Annotated in this window: 20 protein-coding genes; 4 read left to right on the top strand and 16 right to left on the bottom strand. The window is 37.2% G+C overall.

Annotated elements, in window-relative coordinates:
• Window positions 1-7 precede the first annotated feature (7 nt).
• Entirely contained in the window at window positions 8-1627 is a 1620-nt protein-coding gene (locus LF887_RS06940) for a T9SS type A sorting domain-containing protein (protein WP_236858122.1), read from the bottom strand.
• An 820-nt stretch (window positions 1628-2447) separates the two neighbouring features.
• On the opposite strand from LF887_RS06940, the gene LF887_RS06935 reads away from it, so the two are divergent.
• Window positions 2448-3731, top strand: coding sequence for a helix-hairpin-helix domain-containing protein (locus LF887_RS06935; RefSeq protein ID WP_236858121.1), 1284 nt, complete (start codon window positions 2448-2450; stop codon window positions 3729-3731).
• A gap of 120 nt (window positions 3732-3851) precedes the next feature.
• On the opposite strand, the gene LF887_RS06930 is transcribed toward LF887_RS06935, so the two are convergent.
• The 7 genes from LF887_RS06930 to LF887_RS06900 all read right to left on the bottom strand — a co-directional run bounded on the left by LF887_RS06930 (window position 3852) and on the right by LF887_RS06900 (window position 9574).
• A complete protein-coding gene (locus LF887_RS06930; protein ID WP_236858120.1) occupies window positions 3852-5084 on the bottom strand; it encodes a YncE family protein in 1233 nt (410 codons plus the stop codon).
• Between the two features lie 361 nt (window positions 5085-5445).
• Entirely contained in the window at window positions 5446-6168 is a 723-nt protein-coding gene (gene rluF / locus LF887_RS06925; RefSeq protein ID WP_236858119.1) for a 23S rRNA pseudouridine(2604) synthase RluF, read from the bottom strand.
• The gene (locus LF887_RS06920) at window positions 6168-6719 is read right to left on the bottom strand and encodes a hypothetical protein (RefSeq protein ID WP_236858118.1); all 552 of its coding nucleotides are present in this window, start codon (window positions 6717-6719) and stop codon (window positions 6168-6170) included. Before LF887_RS06920 ends, rluF begins: the two co-directional genes overlap by 1 nt.
• Before the next feature lie 23 nt (window positions 6720-6742).
• Complete coding sequence (gene truB / locus LF887_RS06915; protein WP_236858117.1) at window positions 6743-7441, bottom strand: tRNA pseudouridine(55) synthase TruB; 699 nt, start codon at window positions 7439-7441, stop codon at window positions 6743-6745.
• A gap of 23 nt (window positions 7442-7464) precedes the next feature.
• A complete protein-coding gene (locus LF887_RS06910) occupies window positions 7465-8283 on the bottom strand; it encodes an undecaprenyl-diphosphate phosphatase (RefSeq protein WP_236858116.1) in 819 nt (272 codons plus the stop codon).
• 92 nt (window positions 8284-8375) lie between these two features.
• On the bottom strand, window positions 8376-8672 hold the full coding sequence (locus LF887_RS06905; protein ID WP_236858115.1) for a DUF3098 domain-containing protein: 297 nt from the start codon (window positions 8670-8672) through the stop codon (window positions 8376-8378).
• A 2-nt stretch (window positions 8673-8674) separates the two neighbouring features.
• Window positions 8675-9574, bottom strand: a complete 900-nt coding sequence (locus tag LF887_RS06900) for a cell division protein FtsX (RefSeq protein WP_236858114.1) — start codon at window positions 9572-9574, stop codon at window positions 8675-8677.
• 91 nt (window positions 9575-9665) lie between these two features.
• On the opposite strand from LF887_RS06900, the gene rsmA reads away from it, so the two are divergent.
• On the top strand, window positions 9666-10436 hold the full coding sequence (rsmA, locus tag LF887_RS06895; RefSeq protein WP_236858113.1) for a 16S rRNA (adenine(1518)-N(6)/adenine(1519)-N(6))-dimethyltransferase RsmA: 771 nt from the start codon (window positions 9666-9668) through the stop codon (window positions 10434-10436).
• A 170-nt stretch (window positions 10437-10606) separates the two neighbouring features.
• Here the strand turns inward: rsmA and LF887_RS06890 are convergent, their stop codons facing one another.
• From LF887_RS06890 to LF887_RS06855, 8 genes are all read right to left on the bottom strand, one after another.
• Complete coding sequence (locus LF887_RS06890) at window positions 10607-12973, bottom strand: choice-of-anchor L domain-containing protein (protein WP_236858112.1); 2367 nt, start codon at window positions 12971-12973, stop codon at window positions 10607-10609.
• Window positions 12974-13384: 411 nt separating this feature from the next.
• Window positions 13385-16963 (bottom strand): choice-of-anchor L domain-containing protein, encoded by a 3579-nt coding sequence (locus tag LF887_RS06885; protein WP_236858111.1) that lies wholly within the window; start codon window positions 16961-16963, stop codon window positions 13385-13387.
• 169 nt (window positions 16964-17132) lie between these two features.
• Window positions 17133-19490 carry a choice-of-anchor L domain-containing protein gene (locus LF887_RS06880; RefSeq protein WP_236858110.1) on the bottom strand — a complete coding sequence of 786 codons (2358 nt, stop codon included), beginning with the start codon at window positions 19488-19490 and terminating at the stop codon, window positions 17133-17135.
• Between the two features lie 217 nt (window positions 19491-19707).
• Window positions 19708-20265, bottom strand: coding sequence for a DUF1003 domain-containing protein (locus LF887_RS06875; RefSeq protein ID WP_236858109.1), 558 nt, complete (start codon window positions 20263-20265; stop codon window positions 19708-19710).
• A 13-nt stretch (window positions 20266-20278) separates the two neighbouring features.
• Complete coding sequence (locus LF887_RS06870; protein WP_410681031.1) at window positions 20279-21049, bottom strand: TIGR02757 family protein; 771 nt, start codon at window positions 21047-21049, stop codon at window positions 20279-20281.
• A 6-nt stretch (window positions 21050-21055) separates the two neighbouring features.
• Window positions 21056-21970, bottom strand: a complete 915-nt coding sequence (locus LF887_RS06865; RefSeq protein WP_236858108.1) for a ribonuclease Z — start codon at window positions 21968-21970, stop codon at window positions 21056-21058.
• A gap of 68 nt (window positions 21971-22038) precedes the next feature.
• Window positions 22039-22614, bottom strand: coding sequence for an RdgB/HAM1 family non-canonical purine NTP pyrophosphatase (gene rdgB / locus LF887_RS06860; protein ID WP_410681028.1), 576 nt, complete (start codon window positions 22612-22614; stop codon window positions 22039-22041).
• A gap of 41 nt (window positions 22615-22655) precedes the next feature.
• Window positions 22656-23486 carry a CPBP family intramembrane glutamic endopeptidase gene (locus LF887_RS06855; RefSeq protein ID WP_236858107.1) on the bottom strand — a complete coding sequence of 277 codons (831 nt, stop codon included), beginning with the start codon at window positions 23484-23486 and terminating at the stop codon, window positions 22656-22658.
• A gap of 232 nt (window positions 23487-23718) precedes the next feature.
• Between LF887_RS06855 and LF887_RS06850 the strand changes: the two genes are divergently transcribed.
• Complete coding sequence (locus LF887_RS06850) at window positions 23719-24435, top strand: aluminum activated malate transporter family protein (RefSeq protein ID WP_236858106.1); 717 nt, start codon at window positions 23719-23721, stop codon at window positions 24433-24435.
• Window positions 24436-24673: 238 nt separating this feature from the next.
• Window positions 24674-26269, top strand: a complete 1596-nt coding sequence (locus LF887_RS06845) for a peptide chain release factor 3 (RefSeq protein ID WP_236858105.1) — start codon at window positions 24674-24676, stop codon at window positions 26267-26269.
• Window positions 26270-26341 lie beyond the last annotated feature (72 nt).

Raw genomic sequence — 26341 nt, 5'->3', positions numbered from 1 at the left:
TCTTAGTTTATTTTTTAATCAGCTTCGCATTCGCTGTTTTATTATTATCCGTTTTTATCGTCACCAGATAAGCGCCCTGAACAAGAGCCTGCGTGTTAATCTTGGTTACTTTATTCTTTGTTTTCAAGCTCTGAAGCTGTCTTCCGCTCATATCATACAGCATAATATCAGCCTCTTTAAAATCAAAGCCAATTTCTACATAAGCATAATCAGATACCGGATTCGGATAGATCTTGATATCAAATTTCTCCATTAACTGATCAACCTGTTTGTCTCCCAGCTTCACAATTTTCCAGTTTTCTTTTCCCAGTTCTGTGGCACTGGTTCCTGCCAGAATAATAGAGCCGTCTCTGTTTAATTTCAAATCTGAAAGTCTTTCTTCTTTCTGTCTGGATTCTCCTTTTACATATTTTCTCCACTGTTCATTTCCATTTTGGTCTAAATATAGTATCCAAAAAGTCTCGTCATTTTCTTCTATTCTTCCTTCAGACTGAGTATATCCCCCTATAAGCAATCCTTTAGTTAGGTCCTGGTTCCTGGCTCTTGAATCTTGACTCTGAATGACACTCATTCCCATTAAGAGATCACGGTTCCCAAAATTGTAAGATTTCTGTGACTGTTCTTCTCCTCTCTCGTTTAAAAAAATCAACCACAGGTCAGTACCCTCTTCAATGCCTACCGTTTTGTTTCCTGATATTTCCGATCTGGATTCACCTCCGATAATGTATCCTGTGGAAGTTAAAGCAAGCGTTCTGATGTGATCATCACCTTTGCCACCAAAGTTTTTTTCCCACTCAATTTTTCCGTTTTTATCTATTTTAAGAACCGTATAATCTCCTTCACCGAAATTGTCGCTTTGCTTTTGTACAATAGTCAGGTGTCGGGTGTCGGATATATTTTGGGTATCTTTTATGGGAGATGTCTTACCTTGTACCGCTGAACTTCTGGAATAAATCCCGAGTAAGGCTCCGCCGTCTTTCGTTGGGATCATTTTTTCAACTTCATCAAGTCCTTTTCCGCCCCAGATTAACTGGGACAGTTCTTTTCCGTCTTTGTCCAGCCTGATGATCAGGACATCTTTAGAACCGTAGCCTTTGGAAGAATTCTGAACATTTCCGGCGACTACGAATCCTAAATCTGTGGTTTGAATAACCGCTCTGGCTTCTTCGTCAGCAGCAGTACCTAATGTTTTTTGCCAAACCTCGTCTCCAAATTCATTGATCCTGATTAACCAAATGTCTGAATTCCCTTTAGAATCTTCTTTTTTGTCAAGACCTTTTCCTGAATGCGAAGTGCCTGTGACAACGAATCCTCCTTCCTGCGTAGCAACTGTTGCAGACAGATAATCATGATTGGTTCCGGAGAAATATTTCTCCCACACCTCTTCTCCATTCTGATTTAATTTGACTAATCTAAAATCGTAACCGTTATTGTGTTTGCTGCCTGAAGCCTGAAGCTTATTGCTTTGAATAGAACTTCCGCTGATCAGATACTGACCATCAATGGTAGTAGTCACCTGGCTCAGAAAGTCCTGTGTTGAAGATTTCAGATCCTTCTGCCATAAAATTTCCTGGGCTGATCCCAGAATGGTACATAAGGTAAATGCACCGAGGTAGATTTTTTTCATATGTATTTGATTTTTTTCAAATATAGTCGTAAACATTTCAAATAACAGGGATATAATGTGCATTTATATATACAATATTGTACACATTGTATATATTTCTATCGCTTCCGGAAACTCCGGAAAATTGTTCAGTGTCAAAAAATTGTAATGATAAGATCGATCTAAGTATAAGATCGCAGTATATCCTGCACAGATATTCTAAAAAGTATTTTCATTCCCATGTTATTTTCAAGTTGGTATTAGTTTATTATTTTTACAAATTTAACCATTTTTAACATATATTAAAATAGGTAAACAAAGTTTATTATACCCTATCAATCTATTATTATGTACATTTTTGTAATATTCTGAAGCAAATGTAGGCCAGTAAAGCGACAGAACGTGACGTATAATAGTAAAAAATTATTAGAAAGGAGGTGAATAAAATCGATAGATAGCTCTTTAAAATGACTCCAATTGATAAGATGACCATATCTGTCCGATATCTTTCTACTGCAAGAGCCGACACTGTATTTATAAAACAGTACACCCATCAACATCCGTATATGAAGCAAAATAAAGGCTGTCGAAACAATGGGACACATCTATCTATTTTATAAATTATGAACCTTTTATCAGATGAAAAACTTCTCTTTTAATTACCAATTGTTTAAAATTCAATACAGTCAAAAAGACGAAACAACTACAAATACAGGATTATATCAAACAAAATGCAATATCATTATCTAATTTTTAATTAATAAGACAAATCTGTATATAATATTTAATCATTTAACCCTTCACTCTTGCTATGCTTGGTTTTTATCAATAAGTTTACCTTATGATGAGAAAAAACTATTACCAAAAACTGGCTTTTATGGTCATGATATTGACTATTCTTTTAGCCTATCAGAAATATACGAGTAAGGACAAGGAATCTTTTCCTGCTGTAAAGTTTATTGCAGGGCCTTCTTTAACTGCTAAAGTCTCAGACTTTGACCCTAATGGCTTAGATCAGGAAAAGTGGCAGAAGCTTGGTTTCTCGGAAAAGCAAGCTTCTACTATACTGAAGTATAAAGATATGATCGGAGGAAAATTTATTTCCAAAGAACAGCTAAAGAAATGTTTCGCTATTTCTGAAGAGAAATTCGGTGATCTGGAAGCCTTTATATTACTTCCCGAAACCACTGAAAAAAGCAATTCAAAGAAGTATAATTTTATTGAAAAGAGAAGTATTACCATTACAAATTCATTCAATCCTGACCATCTTTCTGCTCATGACTGGGAAAAAATGGGTTTCAGTGAAAGACAGAGTGAGGCCATTCTGAAATACAAAAAGTATCTGGGTGGAAGTTTTACCAGTAAAGAGAAGTTTAAAGAATGTTTTATAATTTCTTCAGAAAATTACCATAAGCTTGAGCCTTATTTGCTATTACCGAACAAAACACCTGAAAATTTCAACAGTTTTAAAATAAATAATGCGGCCAAAACAAAAGTCAGGTACTATTCTTTTGATCCTAATCAATTGGATATTGACGGCTGGAAAGCACTCGGATTTTCAGAAAAGCAGGCTATAACTATTGTTAACTACCGCGATCGGAATTTGCGGGGAGGTTTTAAAAGCCCTGAAGAACTGCAAAAGTGCTTTGTTATTTCGTCTGAAAAATTTCAGGAACTAAAGCCTTACATAAAATTCACCTCTGCTCCTGTAAACAAGGAGGAAATTCAACAGGAGAAAACCGATTTTTCAAAAATTGATCTTAATACCATTACTTTTAAACAGCTCCTGGAGTTCGGGCTGGACGAGAGAAGTGCGGGTTCTATGATCGGTTTTCGGAAAAAGCTGGGAGGTTTCGTCAATAAACAGCAGATTTCAGATACTTACAATATTGATAAGGAATTGGTTCAGAAACTTATTTCCATAGCGCCTCTGGACGCCTCCGGGGTCTCCAAATACACATTGACAGATGCCCCTGAAGAATGGCTGAAAAATCATCCTTATTTTAAATATTCAGCAGACAAAATTATCTTCTACCGGATCAGCTATCCCGATGACAGAAAAATATGGAAGCTTTTAAAACTGAAACCGGAATATGAGGCGAGGATGAGATTATATTTAAAATAAAAAGATTCTAAAACATCTATCTAAATATTACAAAACAGCCCCAAAATAGCATTTGAGGCTGTTTAAAATTCTGACTAGCAGTTTTAATAAAAAAATTGATCAGAAATAGTATCTTAAATTTTAATGATGCATATAACTGCTAGGGCCATTAGTTCCTTCAATGGATTCCGGCAGCATTCCATATCGAGCGCGCAGATCAACTGTGCCTAAATTTTTTCCTGTCCGAATCTCAATTACATTAATAGTCCCGGAGTTTAAGTTAGGAATATCCAGCAAGTTATTTTGTACGGCAACCACTTCTTTTCCTGATTTGGTGGTGAAGAAAGCCATATGGTGAGCTCCCCTGTCTGCCTTAAAGGTTTTTAAAAGTTTTAGCTGGGGAAGATTACTTATATCAAAAACGAGTACCCTTCCCGGATCTGCAAAGCTTACATATAATTTGTTGGTATTATCAATGTACATTTCGAGTGCCCAGCCCAGCCCTTGTGTACTTCCGTCAAATATTTTGCTAAAGGCATCGTATTTTTTGGTGGCAGCATTGTATGGAGCGATCCAAATATCTCCCCCCAGCATCGTTGTAGCAAGTGCATATTGAGGAAATTTTCCACGCAGCAATAAAACTTCAACAGGGCTTGACAGATCCGTATCCGAGTCTGCTACCTGGTAGGTTTCTTTTAATTCGTAGGTATTCAGATCCAATAATGTACAGGTATTCCCCATTCCGGTAGTAAGATCCGGGTGAATGGTAGAGGTTACCATCATGAGTCCTTTTTCTTCATTTACAGAAATACCGTGGGGATACATTATAAATTTGTTTGGGTTAGTTTGAATGGGTGCTTTAATTGTTTTGATAAGTTGATTATTAGCAGCATTAAAAACACCGATACTACCATCTTTTGGCCCTCCTGCCCCTCCCATAAAGGTCATAAAATACCTTCCGTCATTGGTAAAAAAGATATTTTCGCCAACTGTATTCTCTCCTGTATCAATGGGGGTTGCACTTACTAATTTTGGAGGTTCATTTTGATTTTTTTCTACCTTTATCTGATAAAGATAGCTGCCTCCCAAAGCAGTTGTGAATAATCTTTTTGCATCGTTATCGTAATAAATATGATGCGGTAATACTCCAATGCCCAATTCGAGTTTGCTGCTAATATTTCCGAAGTTTGCAGATTCAGGATCGAGCTCTATGACAGCTATTCCATCTGGTGATCCTTTCAGGCTTCTATAGTCAATATAAAAAGAAGATTCGCTTGGGTGATCGGAATCGTGATTATCATCCTGATGCTGGCAATTATTAAGTACAATTAAAATAAGGGGGAACAATAGAACTGATCTAAATTTAAATTTCATGATTTTTGGGTTTTAATGGTTATTATAAATATAATATATTTTTTATACACAAGAAAACATATTATGTATATAAACCATTACTCCTTAAATAATTAAAAAATAAAATAGAAATATTACAATTATCCTTCATCCTTTTTTCAGTAAAGGAAGGAGCATAACGGTATAAAATTTTCCAAACAGGGTAAGAAAGCTCATAAATAAAAGAAGATAGAGCCCCTAAGGTTTTGTCTGACATTGTATTCAGGAAAACAATGCTGCGTTTCCCAAAGCTAGATCAGGAATTGATTATGGAATTAAAACAACAAAGGAGCTAAGCAAAAATAAATTTTCCTGCCTGCTCCATTATTAATTATTCGTATTCTTAGTTGATTGTCTTGCTGGAATCTGCCAGCAGAGCGTTCAGAACATTAAATTCTTCTTCTGTCAGGTCTCTCCACTTCCCTACAGGAAGGTCCAGTTTGATATTCATGATACGAATTCTCTTCAGCTTTTTCACATCATACCCAAGATATTCGCACATTCTTCTGATCTGTCTGTTGAGTCCTTGTGTAAGCACAATTCTGAAGGTCATATCATCAATCTTCTCAACCTCACATTTTTTGGTCACCGTATCCAAAATAGGGACTCCATTTCTCATTTTCTCCAGAAATCTTGGATTGATGGGTTTGTCTACCCTTACCAGATATTCTTTCTCATGATTATTTCTCGCTCTCAGAATTTTATTAACGATATCACCATCACTTGTTAAAAGGATCAGCCCTTCACTCGGTTTATCCAATCGTCCGATTGGAAAAATTCTTTTTGGATGGTTAATGTAGTCTACTATATTATTTTTTTCACGTTTTGTATCTGTAGTACAAACAATTCCTACGGGCTTATTGAAAGCTATATAAACAGGTTTTTCCTGTGGTTCTCTTACAGGTTTTCCATCTACTTCTACCACATCTTCATCAGAAACTTTAGTTCCCAGCTCAGGAATCTTTCCGTTAATTGTTATTCTGCCTTCCTCCAACAGTTTATCGGCTGCTCTTCTAGAACAGTAGCCTACTTCTGATAAATATTTATTGATACGTGTCTTTTCCATTAGTCTTTTCCGTAACCGGTATAATTTTTATTACTGAATATGGTAATTCCATAACTCAGTCCTATAAAGAAGCCATCGGCTCCATTTTTCAATTGGTGTGATTCAAAAACAATTCCTCCTTCCTGGCTCAGTCTTTTTGAATAAGAAACCTGCATTCCTATTCTACCGCCCCAAAACTCAGTGTCTGAAATTACAGAACGGTTAAGCTGTTTTCCATAATTAAGATCGATGTAGAACGGGCGCTCTCCCGGAGAAAATATAATTTTTGGCTGAATAACCCAGTATATAAGATGATCGTTATCCTGTATAAAGCTATATTTGAATCCGGTTCCCAATGCAAAGTTAGGAAGAAAATTATATCCACCTATCGCAGTAGCTCCATAAGTGAAATTTCCCAATACTGATTTTGGTTCTATATATTGAGAATTGGCACTTTCAGATTTCTTATTAATATTAAAACCTATGTTGAGAGACGGATTAAAGTAAAAATCCATTTTGCTCTTTTTATCATCTTCATTTTGTGAGAAAACTGCAATAAAAGCGAATACCATAAAAAACAAAGATAATTTTATTTTCATAAGCCTTCGAATCTGAAATCGTTATTTAGAAACTCCTCTGTAGCATTTTCAATAGCATAATCTCCGATTTTTGTACGCCTCAATTGTGTCAGGTAAGCACCTACGCCCAATTCCTGCCCAATATCATGAGCCAGACTTCGGATGTAGGTTCCTTTTGAACAGCCTACAGTAAAACTTACCAGAGGGAAGTCTATTTTAATATCTTTGATATAGTGAATTGTTGTTTTTCTGGACTTCATTTCCACCTCTTCCCCTGCTCTTGCAAGATTGTATGCTCTTTCTCCATCCACTTTTATAGCAGAATAAATGGGTGGCTTCTGTTCAATTTCTCCAACAAATTTTTCCAGAACTTCTCTTACCTTTTCTTCCGAAATATGGGAAATATCCTGATGAAGGATTTCCGGTTTTTCAGTATCGTAGGATTCTGTCTGTACTCCTATTTTGATCTCGGTCCAGTACTCTTTGGGAGCATCCTGGATTTCAGAAATTTTCTTGGTGAATTTTCCGCAGCAAACGATCAAAAGCCCTGTAGCTCTTGGATCAAGGGTTCCTGCGTGTCCGATTTTAAATTTTTTAGGAAGATCAAACTCCCTTTTAAGTTTATATTTCATTTTATTGACAGCCTGAAAGGAAGTCCAGTCCAAAGGCTTATCCAATAAAAAAATGTATCCTGATTTCAGTTCTTCAGCGGTCATGGGTAGGTATAATGAATATTCTTTTATTTAAAGAAATAAAAATAGATCAATAAAGCAACTCCTACAAAAATACGGTACCATCCCCAGGGCTTGAAACCATACTTGTTAAGTACTCCGATGAATGCTTTGATCGCAATAAGTGCTACAATAAACGCTACAACGTTTCCTACTACAAAGATCATAATATGATCCTGTGAAGCCATAATCATTTCGTATCCCTTCTGTGGATTTGCCGTTTCTTTTCCCCATGTTTTAACAAACACAGAGTATACCGTTACAGCCAGCATGGTAGGTACAGCAAGGAAGAAAGAGAATTCTGCAGCTGCTTTTCTTGTAAGCCCCTGTGTCATCCCTCCAATGATAGATGCCGCACTACGGCTAGTTCCCGGCATCATTGCAAGGCACTGCCAAAATCCAATAGTGACTGCCTTTTTGATGGTAATTCCTTTTTCGTCATCAATTACAGGATTTTTAAACCACTTATCAGCAAACAGCAAAACAACCCCTCCCAATACCAATACTGAAGAAATAGCAATCTGATTTCCAAGAATGGCCTCAATTTTATCATCAAATAAATATCCTAAAATCAATGCAGGAACTACTGCAAAAGCCAGTTTAAAGTAAAACTGAATATTATTTAAATCAAAAAACTTTTTCCAATAAGCCACTACAACTGATAAGATAGCACCAAACTGAATAGAAACCTGAAACATTTTTAAAAATTCAGTTTCTTCCAGCCCCATAAGGTTTGCAGTGAATCCCATGTGTGCGGTAGAGGAAATTGGAAGATATTCTGTAAGACCCTCTATAATGGCAATAATAATTGCTTTGATTAAATCCATATTCTTTAAAAAAATTAAAAGATTAAGAGATCCTGAAGTCCAGCAGATCTACCACACTTCATTATCTCTTAATCTCTAAATGTAAAATTTATTTATTTTCTTTTTAAAATAGCATATACTTCTATTGCAAAACCGATTACAACAAAAAGAGGTGCTATTCTGATCCTTCTGATAGAGAAGATGTCATCATTCCATGAGTTGGGATCCAGTTTACCATCTACCGTATTGGCATCCGGGCCCATCATCAGGAGAAAACCAACCACAATAAATGCTAATCCGATCAGCATCCATTTGAAATTCTGCTGTCCGAAATAGAACGTGTTTTCCTGTGGTACTTCTGCTTCATTTCCAAAATTTGAAGCGGAAAATTTATTTGTTTTTTTGCTCATTGTTAAGAGTAATATAAATCGTCAACGTTTGATTTTAAGAATCTCCATGTTGCAATAATGGTGCTTAGAACGGTGATAAAAATCCCTATTCCAATCACCAGCAGCATCAGCCAAAAATACTGCTGATTATCCTGTGCGAATGCCTGCCCGATCTGGTTGGTGAAGTAATACCACACCCCAAATAAAGCCAAAAGACCTATGAATGCTCCGATAGCACCTAAAACAACAGCTTCAATGATGAAGGGCTTAAGAATAAATCTTCTTTTAGCTCCCACCAGCTGCATGGTTTTAATAATAAATCTCTTTGAAAATATTTTAAGACGAATAGAGTTATTGATCAACACAACCGCCAATACTAAAAACAGCAGGGAAAATCCGAGAATCCATTTTAATATTCTGCTTAGGTTATTATAAACATCTACCATCAAAGTACTGTCATTCTTAACATCCATAATACCGGGAACAGATTTGATGACTTTTATTGCCTCATCAATCTTTGCAGGATCTACATATTCCGGCTTTAAAGCAATTTCAATGGATGAAGGGAAGATATTCTCTTCAAACAAGGCATCACTATCAATCCCCATACTTTTTTTGGCTTCCTTAGCAGCCATAGCTCTTGAAATATAGGTTGCTTTTTTTACAGGAGCTAACATCTGTACTTTTTTAAAAGTTTCGTCCTCTAGTTTTGCAATTTTGATAGAGTCTTTAGCGTCATAGTTATCGTCAAAGTAGGCGTTCACCACCAATTGTTCTTTGATATAGTCGGAATACTTTTGGGCATTAATTAAAATAAGCCCCATTAATCCCAACAAAAATAGCACTAAAGCAATACTTATTACTACTGTAATATTGCTGGATCGAAGCCTTTTCTTATTAAATTCATCTACAGATTTAGCCATTAATATTAAAATTTTTGGCTAAAATAGAAAAAAACTTCCGAAATTTGGGACGAAAATGAGAAAATCATTGTTAATAAAATCATAAAAAACTTTGAGTGTAAAAGCAAAAAAACATCTTGGTCAGCACTTCCTGACAGATGAAAATATCGCAAGAAAAATCGTAGAAGGTCTTAGTTTTGAGAACTATAATAATATTATGGAAGTAGGCCCCGGAATGGGAGTTCTTACCAAATATCTTCTTGAAAAAGATCAGAACATCTATCTTGCAGAGATCGATACGGAATCTATTGAATACTTGAAAAACAACTATTCTACGGTTACAGAAAATACTTTTGTAGGAGATTTTCTGAAACAGGATTTTAATTTTATCAAAGATGAGCAGATCGCGATCATAGGAAACTTTCCTTATAATATTTCGTCACAGATATTATTCAAGATTATAGATTACTATGAGCTGGTTCCTGAAATGGTGGGAATGTTCCAGAAAGAAGTTGCTGAAAGAACAGCTGCCGTTCCGAGAACTAAGGATTACGGTATCTTATCTGTACTGATACAGGCGTATTATGATGTATCCTATATGTTTACAGTTCATGAGAACGTCTTTAATCCGCCTCCAAAAGTAAAATCGGGGGTTATCAGAATTACAAGAAATCCGAAGGAAGGATTAGCCGGCAATGAGGTTCTGTTTAAACAGATTGTAAAAGCAGGGTTCAACCAAAGAAGGAAGAAACTTTCGAATGCTTTGAAAGTATTAAATATTCCTGAAGCTTTAAAAGGTCATGAGTTTTTAGACAAAAGAGCGGAAGAGCTTAGTGTAACGGATTTTATACATTTTGCTGATCTTTGGAAAAATAACCAATAAGTAATTTATAAACACAAAACTCTCTGTAGGAGTATTTTTGTCTGCACTAAAAAAATAGACTGCCATATCATAGGCAGTCTATTTTTGTATATTATTAATGCATTGGCTTAAAACAAAACCGGCTGTCTCAAAAAAGGAAACAGCCGGTTTATTATTATACATTATCAATTTTAATTTCTGTTCTTCAACATAATCCATCCTGACCAGTTCATCTGGGCTTTTGATCTTGGGTATTCAAAATTAAATTTATACCAATATGTTGCTGTAGGTAATCTCTTACCTCCTACTGTTCCGTCCCAAATTGGAGTTTCTTTTGAGAATCTGAACATCTCTACTCCATATCTGTCATAGATAGAGCCTGTAAAGTTTTTAAAATCTCCAAGCGCTTTAAGGTCCAGCACATCATTTACTCCGTCATCATTTGGAGTAATAATATTATTGATCTGAAGGGTAAAGAAGTCAAGACTTCCCACACAATGCGTCCCTACTCTTCTTACTAAAGCAGTATAGTTTGTATTATCCAAAAGATTGGTAAATACGTTCGAGGCCTGCCATGAAATTCCGTTATCAATTGAATATTCCAAAGTACTTGGCAAATTATTCATCGGAGGATTTTCTACAGTAAAAGTTACTGTTTTCTTTATACTTTCATAGTTCAATGCAGTAAAAAATGGAGTAGCTGCTCCCATTACTTTAGCCTCAAATATTTTTTTACAAATCCCGTTATCTATTTCTACTGAGTAAATTCCCCATTGGTCTACCTCTATTTTTTGTGTAGTTGCGCCCGTGCTCCAAAGGTATTTATAGCCCGTTCCTGCCCCTGCATCAAGAGTTACTTTATCTCCCACGCACATCTCAACATCTTTTAAAGGTGAAGTGATTTCAGGAGTGACTTCTATTCTGATCGTTGCCGGGTTCAAAGATTTGCATCCTTTTGCTCCAATTGCATATACTGTAAATACAGTAGTCTGATAGAGCGTAACCGTCTGCATATTGCCCGTTCCCATGAAATTGCTCCACAGATAGGTATCTCCACCGTCCGCTGTCAGGGTAACAGATTCTCCCGGACATATTTTTATTCTGGAAGATTTCACAGTAGCCGTTGGCGTTGTTTCCTTCAGCAGCTTCAGTTCAACCATTTTGCTGCAGAAACCTCCATTTGAAACCACAACATATAGAATCTGTCCATCGTTACCATTATAGTTTAATGGAGTCTGGATATAATTATTGTTCTGTGCAACAGCATCAGCCTGATCGACATAGAATTTAAAGATAGCTCCCGGAGTTGGGCTTATAGAAGATGTTATTGTACTTAAGTCAAAAGTGGTAATATCAGGTGTAGTACACAATAACAATGTGGCATCCTGTGCCTGTGGGGTTGTTCCCCCATGAATCTGTATGGAAGCTTTACCCGGACATGGATTTCCAGGAACACTTACTTCAATAGTATAGGTTCCCGGCTGTAATGCTGTAATTGTATTCGTTGTAGCATTAGGTACCGGAGCTCCGTTATAAAACCATTGGTAAACTAAATTCGGATCATTCACTGAAGCTGTGATCACCTGAGGTACATTGTCACATACATTGATATCTGTGGGTAATTTAGCTCCTGCAGGATCTAAAAGATCTACTCCAATATTGAAAGATCCTCCTTCCAAGAATACTGCTGAATCATAACTATGGTCACTATAATCTGCGATAACCATTTTAAAGTGGTATTGCTGTCCTGCTACTACCGTTGCAGTAGCGGTAAGCGGAACTGTTCTTCCGTTAAAATTTGTTTCAACATTGGCTGTATTATATCCTCCAAAATACTGTTCATTCACAGCACCACAAGATGATCCTATCGCCGGGTGAATATTGGTAATACTTACCGGTCCTGCTCCATTGGGAAGCACCGCCATATTTATATAGGGTCCACCTGAAGTAGGTCTAAGTAATATCGCAAAAGCATCTGCAAAGGTACAAGGGAATGATCCTGTGTATTCTTCGGATGCAATTAAATAATTAAATTTAATCTGAGAAGTAGTAGGAACGAAATCAAATTCCAAAAGTACGGCATCATTCAATCTGTTTTCTACAACACCAATTACCTGTGCTAAGTCAGGATCAGATCCTCCCCCGTTGACATCTCCCAAAGTACCGCTTTCAAAGGCATTACCTGCTCTTCTGGCAAATCCTGTAGAAAGTATAAGCCCATCTTTAAAGGGGAAATTGGTGGCTGCTTTATTAAAGTACCCCCATGCTCTGTCTGCTTCCGTAGGAGCATGATTAGGCGTAATTTTCACATTAGTCACATTCGGGGTCAGACAGGTATTGGTTCCAGAGGAGATCAATACGTCTTTTACCATCTTTTCTATACTGTAAGTGGTTTCCACATATGCGGGAGCATTCACGTCAATAAAAGCACCTGCTCTTCGCGACAGTACAGAAGCTTTTTCCTTTACAGGTTTTCTGGATGGCAGGGGTTGGTTTTGTGAAAATAGAAAAGTAGAGAACACGGTAAATAATAAACAAAGCGGTAGATATCTTGTCATAATATTTTTGTTTCAACAAATTTAATTTTTTTTTAAATATACCACACACATATTCATTATTTTTATAATAAAAAAACAAAAATACAAAACTCTTGCGACAAATCCCCATTACCCGGCACTAACCCCAACAAAATACAGATGACACAATATACTCTAAAACGTTCAACATTTGATAAAAAAAGAGAATGTTTAGTAATAACTCATATTTTTCAATACAGCCATTTTTAAGTTGAAAATATCACAAAATTGAAATATCTAAACGTAAAAAATAAATAAAATCTCAATTTATAAAAAAAAGAACTCAACATCCTATCTTCTAATTTCTGATCACTCATAAAAGTATAATACTGGTAAAAACAAAAAAAATCTTTCAGGTGATGAAAGATTTTTTTTTGGTTTATTGTTCATTATTTAATTTCTATTTTTCAAAAGGATCCAGCCTGAACGCTGTTCCATTTTTTTACTGGCCGGATTCTCCCACTGTACTCTATACCAATAAGTACCTGTAGGCAGGTTTAAGCCTTTTAAAGATCCTCTCCATATGGCATCACCTTTTGAAGCCTTAAACACTTCTGCACCGTATCTGTCAAAAATGGAAGCTGCAAAATCTTTATATCCGCTGATTCCGGTAAAGTCTATGGTGTCATTTACCCCATCCATATTCGGAGTAATCGCATTACTGATGACAAATGTAAAATAGTCCAATGTGGTTCCACACTTCGCTCCTTTCACCCTTACCATCAGGCTGTACATTGTATTATTTAAAAGACCATAAAATATATTAGACGGCTGCCAGGTCAAACCTCCATCTATTGAATATTCTAAAATACCACCTGTAGGATTACTTGCTGTAACGGTAAGAACATGATTATCATAAACAACATTCGTAAATTGCGGCAGGTCCGGATTGATCAGCTGGGCTGAGAAAACTTTTGAACAGACCCCATTACTGATGGTCACAGAATACGTTCCCGGCAGGTTGGTGGTAATTGTCTGAGTAGTTGCTCCTGTATTCCATAAGTAAGTATAATTAGGTCCGGCTCCGGCATCCAGAGTTCCATTATCTCCGGAACAAACATAAACGTCTTTTATAGTAGAAACAATTGCGGGAACTACTTCAATGGTAATTGTAGCTGGATCCAGAGAACTACATCCGTTTCCTCCCAACGCGTATACAGAATAAGTTGTATTTACTGTAGGGCTCACAAGCTGAGTATTTCCATTTCCGGTAAGACCAATCCAATTGTACGTAATTCCTCCCGAAGCGGTAAGAGTTACTGATTCTCCTGCGCAGATTTTTGATTTGGAAGCTGCAATTCCGGCTACAGGCGGACCTACCTGAACGGTAACTGTTGCAGGCGTTGCCGATATACATCCATTAGCACCTACTGCATACACTGTGTATACTGTTGTATTCGTAGGTGAAACTACCTGGGTATTTCCATTTCCTGTAAGACCACCACCCCAATTATAAGTAGCTCCTCCCGAAGCAGTAAGAGTAACAGACTCCCCTACACATATACGAGGCTGTGATGATACCAATGCAGCAATTGGCGCTACTTTATCTTCCTGTACTGTTACTGTTGAAGTATAGGTACAGCTTAAGTTACCTGGTTGAGATATATTGGTTACCGTCAGTGTATAAGTTCCCCCGGCACTTACTACAGGGGTAAGCGTATTAGCTCCAGAAATGATATTTCCTCCGGTAGTGGTCCATAAAATGGTAGAACCGGTTGGTATTACAGATGCAGAAGCATTGATTGTCACCTGAGGTGTTGTACAGGTAACCGTTTGCGGAGCAGCTACTGTGAGTGTAGTTTCAGCAGTTCTCAACAATTGTAAGGAAACCACATAGCTACAGCCTCCGTTGCTTACCAATACATATATCGTCTGATTTCCCGGTGGCGAATATGCTGTAGGATTGGCAATAGAGTTACCATTGGCAGCATTGGCATCTGCCTGATTAATATAATAAGTAAATGTTACTCCCGCAGCAGAAGTGATCTGAGTCTGTGCCTCTGTAAGATTATAAGCCAATCCCGGCTGATAACATTTATGTAATATTGCATTTTGTGCTGTAAAAGGCTCCGATACCTCGATCGTTATTGTACCCGGATTCTGAGACACGCATCCGTTAGCTCCTACGGCAGTTACAGTATAAGTAGTGGTCACAGTAGGTGATACAGTCTGTGTATTTCCAGTTCCCGGAAGCGCTGTCCAGGTATAGGTAACACCCCCTGAGGCAGTTAGTATCACCGAATCTCCTTTACATATCTTGATTTTGCTTGCTGTAAGCCCTGTAACCGGTGGAGCACTATCTCCTGTAACGATTACATTTCCCGCAGTGGTACAGCTAACGTTTCCTGGCTGATAGGTTTGGGTTATTGTTAAAGTATATGTTCCCGGCGCATTGATAACAGGATTTAAGGTAGTTCCTCCAGAAACAATATTCCCTCCTGCTGTAGTCCAGTTGAATGCAGCGCCTGCCGGATAAACCGAGGCCGAGGCGTTCAGGGTGATCTGAGAATTAGCACAGGTTAACGCCACCGGGGGTACAATAGAAGCTGTCATCTGCGGTGCTTTTACAAGCTGCAGCTCTGCTACTTTTGAACAAAAACCGTTTCTGACTCTTACATATACTGTCTGGCCTCCCGCACTTGAATAGGCTGTAGGATTAGGAATTGTATTTGCATTTCCTGCCGTAGCATCTGCTAGTGTTGTATAATAAGAAAACACGGCACCTCCAGTAGTACTTATTGAGGTCTGTGCCAGTGGTAAATTAAAAATTGTATTTCCTGCTGTATAGCAAGCCGTCAGGGTCGCATTCTGTACAGTTGGTGATGTTCCACCAATTACTGTAACAGTAGCTTCTCCGGGACAGCTGTTTCCCGGAATATATACCTTAACTGTATAAACTCCCGGCTGTGTAGCGGTGTAGCTGGCATTGGTAGCTCCAGGAATAGGGTTAGTGCCTAAAAACCACTGATAAGTCACATTAGGTGCCTGAACAGAAGCAGTGAAAGTCTGCGGGGTATTATCACACATATTCACAGATGTAGGCAACTGTACTCCGGAAGGGTCCAGAATCTTTACTCCAATATCAAATGATCCGGCTTCTAAGAATACTGCTGAGTCAAAATTGGGATCCTGATAATCAGCCAGTACAATCTTAAAATGATAGGTTTCTCCCGGGATAACAGCTGCCTTTGCTGTTAAAGGAATGGTACGCCCATTGAAATTGGTTTCAATCTGAGCGGTATTTGTTCCTCCATAATAGGCCTCATTCTTGGGTCCGCAGTTGTTGTAGGCAGGATGAATATTGGTAACACTCACCGGGCCTGCCCCTCCGGGAAGCACCGCTAAATTGGTATAAGTAGGATCAGTTGATTTTTTTAATAATAAAGCAAATCCATCTGTGATCGTACATGGAAAGTTTTGCTGGTATTCTTTAGAGGCAAATAAATATCGAAACGTAACTTCTGTAGAAGCTGCAACAAAATCAAATTCTATAGAGGTAGCATTGGTCAGGTTAGAGTTAGCAATTCCCAACGCATTAGCCAGGTCTGTATCTCCTCCTGTACCCAGGTCATCACTTAAAGCACTCTGGAAAACATTTCCTGCTTTGTTGGCATATCCGGTGGAAAGTATGATCCCTTTACTGAAAGGGAAATTGGTATTTGACTTATTAAAATATCCCCAGCTTCTGTTTTGATTACTGGCTGCCAGATTAGGAGACACCGTCACATTACTTACATTGGATGTAGCACAGCCTCCTCCTGATATAAGAACATCCTTTATCAGCTGAGTAATAGGATAACTGGATTCAGGATAGCTGAGTGCATTGACGTCTATAAAAGCTCCTGCTCTCAGAGAGGCAGCACCAGGCCTTTTAGCAACCTCTACTCTTTCTCTGTTCTGGGCAAAGAAAAAATTACTAATAAGAGCAAAAAATAACACTAAAAATAAACTTCCTATCCTCCTATTTAACATTTTATATTATTTTAAACAAAAATAGTATTTTTTTTGATTAAAATTCAACTTAACAGAATTTACATTATTACTAACGCAAATTTATTTATCGTAGAATATCAACTCTATTTATTCCTAAACAATAAAAAAAGACTGACAAAAATGCCAGTCTTTCAATTATAGTTTAAAATCACTCTATATTTTTAAGCAATATCCAGCCTGTTTTCACAGTAAGTTGTTTGCTGGCGGGATCTTCAAAGGTTACCTGATACCAATATGATGAGGTAGGAAGCTTTTTTCCCTGGAAATACCCATCCCAATAAGGCCTGATCTTCTCAGCTTTAAATACTTCTTTCCCATATCGGTCATAAACATTTCCGCTGAAATCTTTGTAATCTACAATCCCCCTGAAATCAATGATATCATTAATATTATCTCCATTTGGTGTAATTACATTTTTCATCACGAAGGTAAAGTATTCAAGGAAGCCTACACAACTTGTATATTTCACTCTTACTCTAATGGTAATGATCTTATTTTTAGGAACATTATTAAACACATTTGAAGACTGCCAGGTAACTCCATTATCCACAGAATATTCTAGTATCCCATTACTTGGATTACTAGCTGTAAGGATCATGGTTCCTTTATCATTATAATCAACTTTTGTCACTTCAGGGATAACAGCCTGAATGACCTGCGTTTTAAAGGCTTGTGAACAGACTCCGTTGCTTATTGTCACTGTATATTCTCCAGGTGTAGCTGCTGTAACAGTCTGTGTAGTTTCTCCTGTATTCCAGATATAAGTATAGTTCGGACCTGATCCTGCATCCAGAATGATCTTATCACCCAGACAGATATGGCCCCCTTTCAATGTAGAGACTATAGCCGGTACAACTTCAATTGTAATACGAACCGGTTGCAATGATTTACATCCCTGCGCTCCGATAGCATATACAGTATACGTTGTTGTTTTCGTTGGGCTTACTGTTCTTATCCCTCCGGTACTGGAGGTATCATTCCACTGATACGTTACTCCGCCCGAAGCGGTCAGTAGCGTTGATTCCCCAACACAAATTTTCAGTTTTGCGGCTGTAAGCTGCGCAACAGGGGTCTCTTCTTTTTTTAAAGTCAATGTTGCTATTTTACTACAAAATGCACCATTCGAAACAAGGACATACAGTATCTGACCGTCTGTTCCGTTATAAGTTGTAAGGTTGGTAATATTACTGTTATTTTGAGCCTGAGCATCCGCCTGGTTAGCATAAAAACGGAATACCGCTCCCTGGGTTGTACTGATCAGAGGTTTCGCGTCTTCTAAATTGAATGTACCCAGCGTAGGTGTGGTACAAAGCTTTAGTACAGCATCCTGTACAGTAGGACTTGTTCCTCCTACTACGGTAATATTAGCCTCACTCGGGCACTGATTTCCCGGAACCATTACTTTTACCACATATACCCCCGGCTGATTGGCTATATAAACTGCACTTGTAGCTCCCGGAATCGCAACGCCGTCTTTATACCACTGGAAGGTCATTCCCGGAATCGGGGCCACCTGCGCTTTCAGCTGCTTGGGAGTATTGTCACACATATTGATACTGCCAGGCAGGACAACGCCGCCTTCATCTACAATTTTAATTCCTACATCAAAAGATCCACCTTCTAAAAAAACAGCTGAGTCATGGGTTCTGTCTGTTGCATCTGCCAATACCATTTTGAAGTGATAGGTCTGTCCCGGAATTACATCGGCAACAGCCGTTAAAGGAATTGTTCTTCCAAAGTAATTAATTAGCACATGTGGATTACTCAAACCACCAAAAAAGGCAGCATTGATTGGTCCGCAAGAAAACCCATTTCCGGCGGGTACAATATTAGTAGCACTTACAGGCCCTGCTCCTCCGGGCAATATAGCAAGATTAGTATAAGTAGGGTCCCCTACTTTTTTCAGCAAAAGTGCAAAAGCATCAGAATAACCACTGCATGGAAAGTTCGAGGTATATTCATCCGAAGCAAATATATAATTAAATTTTACCTGATTAGAATTGGGAATGAAATCAAATTCCAGCGCTACGGCATCCAAAAGACCGGTTTGAGGATTGGTTGCGGCAACAAGGTCAGGATCACTTCCTGTTCCTACATTACCCCCTACATCGGCTACATAGGTATTTCCCGCTTCAGAAGCATAACCTGTTGTGAGCACAATACCGTCATTAAAGGGAAAATTGGTGGTTCCTTTATTAAAATACCCCCAAAATCTATTAGCATTATCCACATCATGATTTGGGCTAACGGTAACATTCGTGACATTGGCTGTACTACAGCTGGTACCTCCGTTGATCAGAATATTTTTCACCAGCTGCTCCGCAGTGAAAGTAGAGGGTGCATAGGGAGGCACGTTAACATCTATAAAAGCTCCAGCTCTAAGACTGGCAGCAGAAGGTTTTATCCTTTGCGGTTTTCTGCCGGGCTTTGTTTGAGAAAATACAGATGCAGAAACCAATAAAAAGGAAAAAAGGAAAAAATAGTTTTTTATTCTATAATTAAACATTTTATTTTCATTTCTTCAAATGTAGCAATTTTATTCCTAATATTTCAATTAGCTGCCAGTTTTCCCCTTATTCAATATATATATTTACAATAAATGTATTTTATTTTTACACTTTTCATAAATTACCAGATAAAATTTTAGCATAAAAAAACAGATCTAAAAAATGATCTGTTTTTTCTGTTTTATTAAAATAATATATCTTTTTGAAATTCAATTTCTAGTTCTCATCTTTCTTCAACTGTTCAATTTCAGTCTTAAGCTGAATAATAATATCTTTCAAAGCTTTTATCTCGTTTTTATTTGAGCTTACATTACTTTTCAATATTACATTCTTAGCTCTTTCATTGTGATCTTCTTCCTCCTCTTCTTCGTTGATCTCTTCAATATCCTCGCTGATTTCTTCAATATCTTCCTGAATATCTTCAATATCTTCATTGATCTCCTCTATATCTTCGCTGATCTCTTCAATATCTTCACTGATTTCCTCAATATCCTCCTGAATATCTTCAATATCCTCCTGGATATCGTCAATTTTCTCGTGGCTTTTGTTCACAGACATCTGAATAAAGATCGCCAGATAAATAGCTTCCAGAGAAAGCACCGTGGTCAGAATCAGAAGCATTTTATCAAACTCCACAAGCTTCACCATAGGAAGCAGAAATGAAGTAAGAAAAAGAACTGTATGTACTATCAGAGACTGAATAGAACCAATCCATGAAGTAATACTATCAGCTATCTTTTCAAGAACTTCTGTTTTTTCGTTATATTTTTTCATCTTAATTCTATTTTTACAACAGTTCTTTGGTAACTCCTAATCCAAACAATGCAAAATCATATTTTGCAGGATCATTTTCATCGAATTTCCGAATGGCAGTATCCAGCTCTTCCACGGTTTTCCAGTCATTCTGTGTTCTTGAAACCAGTTCAAGTTTTCTGGAAATATTCCCTGTATGAACATCTAATGGAATAGACAGATATTTCTGATCTATATTTTGCCAGATTCCAAAATCCACTCCCCGCTTATCTTTACGAACCATCCACCTCAAAAACATAATAATTCTTTTGGCAGAAGAGTTTTTGTAGGGCGAACTGATATGTTTATGACTTCTGTGTTTTTCAGTTTCAAGAAAGCTGCTTCTGAATCTTTCTATTGCATGTAGAAAGTTAGCCTCCGATCCTTTTATTTCAAACAGGCTTTCCAGACTTTCATTCTCTTTGTAAATCCTGTTAAACTGCCTGATAAAATACGAAAAATCCTGCCCGTTAAAGGTCCTGTGAATACTTTTATCCCGAATATCATCTAAATCTTTTTCTGAGTAATGCAACACAAAATCATAGGGAGAATTGCCCATAATATCAAGCATTTTCTCTGCAGATTTGATAATTGACTTTCTGTTTCCCCAGGAAATAGTTGCTGCCAGAAAACCCGCAATTTCAATATCCTGTTTTAACGAAAAACGATGTGGAATCTGTATAGGGTCATTTTCAATAAAATCGGGAGCATTGTACTGGTCAGCCTTTTCGTCCAGAAAACTTCTTAACTCTTCAAATTTCAGCATATTTATTTAAATCTTTACACTTTCCAATGCTTTGGGTAAAAATGAGTTTGGAAAGATATTTCTCGCTTCATCTGTAAATACGGTAAGGTCTGCATATCTGTTGGAAAAATGCCCTAAAATAAGCTTTCCGACCTGTGCTTTCTGTGCAATCGTTGCAGCCTCTAATGCTGTAGTATGCCCGGTATAATCAGCCATCTCCTTAAGATCATGCAAAAAAGTAGATTCATGATAAAGAACCGTTGCATTTTTAATAATCGGGATTACGCTTTCAAGATAACGGGTATCACTGCAGAAAGCATAAGACACTGACGGAGCCGGAGGTAAAGTTAACACTTCATTTTTAAGAACATACCCATCACTTAGTACAAAATCTTTGCCTGCTTTTATATTGTGATAATCGCAGCTTTCAATTTCGTCATATTTAGCAATTTCCTTCATATTAAGATGTCTGTCTTTCGGCTTTTCTTTAAAAAGATAGCCGTTACAGTAAATTCTATGATCCAAAGGGATAGTATACACCTCTACTCTATTATCTTCATAAACTTTCTCGGAATAGTCCTTATCCAGTTCATGATAAACTACTTCGAAGCCACGATGGGTTTCTGTAATCTGAAAAATAGTTTCCAGCATTTTCTTGATTCCTTTGGGACCATAAACATGCAAAGGGGTATCTCTCCCCAAAAGACGGAAAGAAGCTATAAGCCCCGGGAGACCAAAACAATGGTCACCATGAAGGTGAGAGATAAAAATATGATTGATTTTTGAAAATCTCGCTTTTGCTTTTCTAAGCTGTACCTGTGTACCTTCTCCGCAATCGATCAGAAAAAGTCTTTCTTCCATTTCCAGCAGCTGTGCTGTGGGTGATGTATTGATGGTCGGGATAGCTGAATTAAAGCCTAGTATCGTTAAATAAGTACTCAAATCAATAGTTTATTGTAACAAATGTACGACAGAAAATCTAAATGGGTATTTTACCTTTATTAATAAATTTAATCTGTCACTTTTAAAAAATCCATAAATAAGTCTAATGCCTGTTTGCGGTGGCTAATCTTATTTTTATCTTCAGGATTCATTTCTGCAAAGGTTTTCCCATATCCCTCAGGAACAAAAATAGGATCATAACCAAATCCTTTAAATCCTTTATTTTCGGCCAGTAGATTCCCATACACCCTTCCTTCAAAATATTGTGCTCCATTTTGATCATAGTAGCATAGAACAGTTATGAAATAGGCTTTCCTATTTTCTATTTCCTTCATTTCTTCCAGCACTTTTTCAATATTTTTAGCAAAATCATGGTCACCTGCATAACGGGCTGAGAAAATCCCAGGTCTTCCGTCAAGGGATTCCACTACCAAACCACTGTCATCCCCCAAACTTGGTATTCCGGTCTTTTCAAAACAATATTTTGCCTTGATTAAAGCATTGGCACGAAAAGAGTCTCCGTCTTCTACAATCTCTTCATGGATATTGTAATCGGTAAGACTTTTCACCACACAATCATTTCCCAGGATCTGTTGAATTTCTTCTTTTTTATGTTCGTTGTGTGTAGCGACTAATAATTCCATTTCTATATTTATTTTCAATTTTACTTCTCAATTCCGGCTGTTTATAATTCGGCATAATGCACTTTATACTTTTTCATAAAAAGATAATAAAATACTGAAAACAGTACGAGCCCTACAGCCAATATCAGCCACTCTGAAACCTTAAATGCTTCTGCAAAGCTTTCATTTTTACTATAAAGAACCAATAATGAAAGGGTCAAATTATTAAACCCATGCAGCAGCATCGGCATCAGCAGTGATTTTGTTTTATAATATACCAATCCCAGGACACATCCAAGCATTACAGCACTGATAAACTGCCAGGGATTTCCGTGTACCACTCCAAAAATAATGGATGCGTAGAGAATTGCTTTCCAGGGTTCTGTCCCTTTATTGATCAATCCTTTCTGAATAATTCCCCTAAAAATAATTTCTTCAAAAATCGGCGCCATGATTACCGTCATGATGATCATGATTACAGGGTCATCAGTCAGCTGGCTCATCAGCCGGGTGAAATATTCATAAAAGTCTCCAAAAAACGGTCCTGTAGTAGGAATCTGAGCCGTCACGAATTCAGAAATGAACATCATACCGGCCATCATAGGAAAAATAAGGAGATAAGTATAAAAGTTCACGGACGAGAAATTGAAATTAAGTTTCATATTCGTGGTACGCCTTACAATGAAAAAATCAAAAAAAGCAATTGCCGTAAGGAATCCTACAGAGTTGGCCACCATAAGAAACCAGTCTTTAAGCTCTATATTTTCTTTGAAAGCCACTTTCCAAAAAATACTGAATAAAGAAACAGCCATTGTTCCTACAAACAATCCAACCACCAATGTAACAGCGCCCAGCCATGTAAAAGTAAACTTCGGATATCTGCTATTTTCCATTCTATTTCTCTGTAAAAATTTAGTGAAACAAAGATAATTTTTTTGAATACCACAGGCAACTAAAAAAGAAAATACTTATTTTCGCTCTAATCGCATAAAACCACAAAATGAATACCTGTTTACGACTTTCAATTTTGGAATTTAAAATAAATAGATTTATAATTTCCGTTTTATCATTTTATCCGGCTGTAAATAAAATAACAACAATAGCATTTACCTAAAGATCATGCGAATGGGGAAAAAATTCCAAATAATAGAATCTGAGGTTAACTGGCCCATAGCTTATCTTGCCCTGTGCGCAGCATGGCTGGTTACTGTTATAATAGCGGCTTTGATTCTGCTGCTTTTCTGTGAGCTTTTCAACCAGGGTTTCAATGATTACTATTCTTATCATCTGGACCGGTTTTTTATTATTCTTATAACAGAAATCGTATGCATTATCATTTCTATATTTTTGATTCCGTATATGATTAACATCAAAGAAAAAGAATTTCAGAAAGTGGTCATCAATGAAAAAGGACTTTATGTTTACAATTACAGTAATGAGATCATTACCAAGACTTTATACACAGAACTCTTCAGGTCTGACGATTCTTTTCTTCCCGATGTAAGAAGTGTAACCAACACTCAGCCTTCCTTCACGAAATCTATAAAGATTTTTAAGAAAAATGAAAGCGGACAGATACAGGAAACCGGGATTGGTTTCAATTATGGTATTTACATTTTAAAAAATAAATATGACCTGTACAGACACTTTTTAATTGGTGTTCAAAATTTCAGGCCGAATCTGAAAATAGAACAGCAAACACTTGAAGAATACAATCTGTCTGCAAAAGCACGTCCTGTTCAAAAATCGGCAGAATTTGAATTTTTTATAACGATTATTTTACTTGCCCTTATCTTTTGCTTATTGTATTCCATTGTGCTTGTTATTAATTTTCTGGTATAGAGATCAGATTTCAGATACCACATCTTTCATTATCAGAATCCGGGCAGTCTGCCTGCTCTACAGATTTGCAATCCTACTCCAAGGCCCTTAAACGTATCCATTCTTCTACTCTGAAACTATTAAATCCTATGACAGCAAAACCTTCAAACTACCCTCCCGGCATCATACAATCATTTATTTATTAAATTATTTGAAACCCTCATAAAAAATCACGATTTTTGCAACTTCAAAATACGATATGTCAGACTTAATCAAAGAAATACAAAGAAGAAAGACCTTCGGGATCATTTCCCACCCGGATGCCGGAAAAACAACGCTTACTGAAAAGCTTCTTCTTTTCGGGGGTGCAATCCAGGAAGCGGGTGCAGTAAAATCCAACAAAATAAAAAAAGGAGCTACTTCCGACTTTATGGAAATTGAAAGACAGAGAGGAATCTCTGTGGCAACTTCCGTATTGGCTTTTGAATATAGAGATCATAAAATCAATATCCTGGATACTCCCGGGCACAAGGACTTTGCTGAAGATACCTACAGAACATTAACTGCTGTAGATTCTGTAATCGTTGTAATTGACGTTGCAAAAGGGGTTGAAGAGCAGACTGAAAAACTGGTTAAGGTATGCAGAATGAGAAACATTCCTATGCTGGTTTTCATCAATAAGCTTGACCGTGAAGGTAAAGACGCTTTTGATCTGTTGGATGAAGTAGAGCAAAAATTAGGATTAAGAGTGGTTCCGCTGTCACTTCCGATTGGTATGGGAAGTGATTTCCAGGGAATTTACAATATATGGGAAAACAATATCAAGTTATTCCTTGAAGAGAAAAAACAAAAAGTAGGTGAATCAATCACTTTTGAAGATATTAACGACCCTTCCATTGATGAGGCAATTGGTCAGAAAGCTGCTCAGGCATTGAGAGAAGAGCTTGAACTGATACAATCCGTATATCCTGAATTCAGCCGCGAAGATTATATGAAAGGTGATCTTCAGCCTGTATTCTTCGGTTCGGCTTTAAATAATTTCGGAGTGCGTGAACTATTGGATGCATTTATTGATATTGCACCTATGCCACAACCTAAAGAAAGTGATATCCGTATCGTAAAACCTGAAGAAAGTACTTTCACAGGATTCGTTTTTAAGATCCACGCTAATATGGATCCTAAGCACAGAGACAGACTTGCTTTTGTAAAGATTGTTTCCGGAACTTTCAAGAGAAACGAAAATTATTTACTGGTAAGAGAAGGTAAAAAGATGAAATTTTCCTCTCCTAATGCATTCTTTGCTGATAAAAAAGAGGTTGTAGAAGAAAGTTTCCCGGGGGATATCGTAGGTCTTCATGATACGGGAAGTTTCAGAATCGGTGACACCCTTACCGGTGGTGAAAAGCTAAGCTTCAAAGGAGTTCCAAGTTTCTCTCCTGAACATTTCCGTTATATTAACAATAGCGATCCGCTAAAAGCTAAGCAGCTGGCAAAAGGTATCGATCAGTTGATGGATGAAGGGGTTGCACAGTTGTTTACACTGGAAATGAACGGCAGAAAGATCATCGGAACGGTAGGTGCACTTCAGTATGAGGTTATCCAATATCGTCTGGAGCATGAATATGGAGCTAAGTGTACTTACGAACCACTTTCCATGCATAAGGCCTGCTGGGTAGAAGCTGATGAGAAATCTGATGAGTTTAAGGAATTTTCAAGACTGAAACAGAGATTTCTTGCCAGAGATAAATATAACCAACTGGTATTTTTAGCAGACTCTTCATTTACCATTCATATGACGCAGGAAAAATTTCCAAATGTGAAACTGCACTTCATCAGTGAATTCAAAGATCACTAAATAAAAAAGTATTATTGCTGAAAAGATATCAATCCGTAGAAATTTTCTGCGGATTTTTTATTCCAAATATCT

Origin of the sequence: Chryseobacterium sp. MEBOG06, from assembly GCF_021869765.1 — a bacterium.
Classification (GTDB): domain Bacteria; phylum Bacteroidota; class Bacteroidia; order Flavobacteriales; family Weeksellaceae; genus Chryseobacterium.
This window is presented reverse-complemented; position numbering and strand designations above follow the sequence as displayed.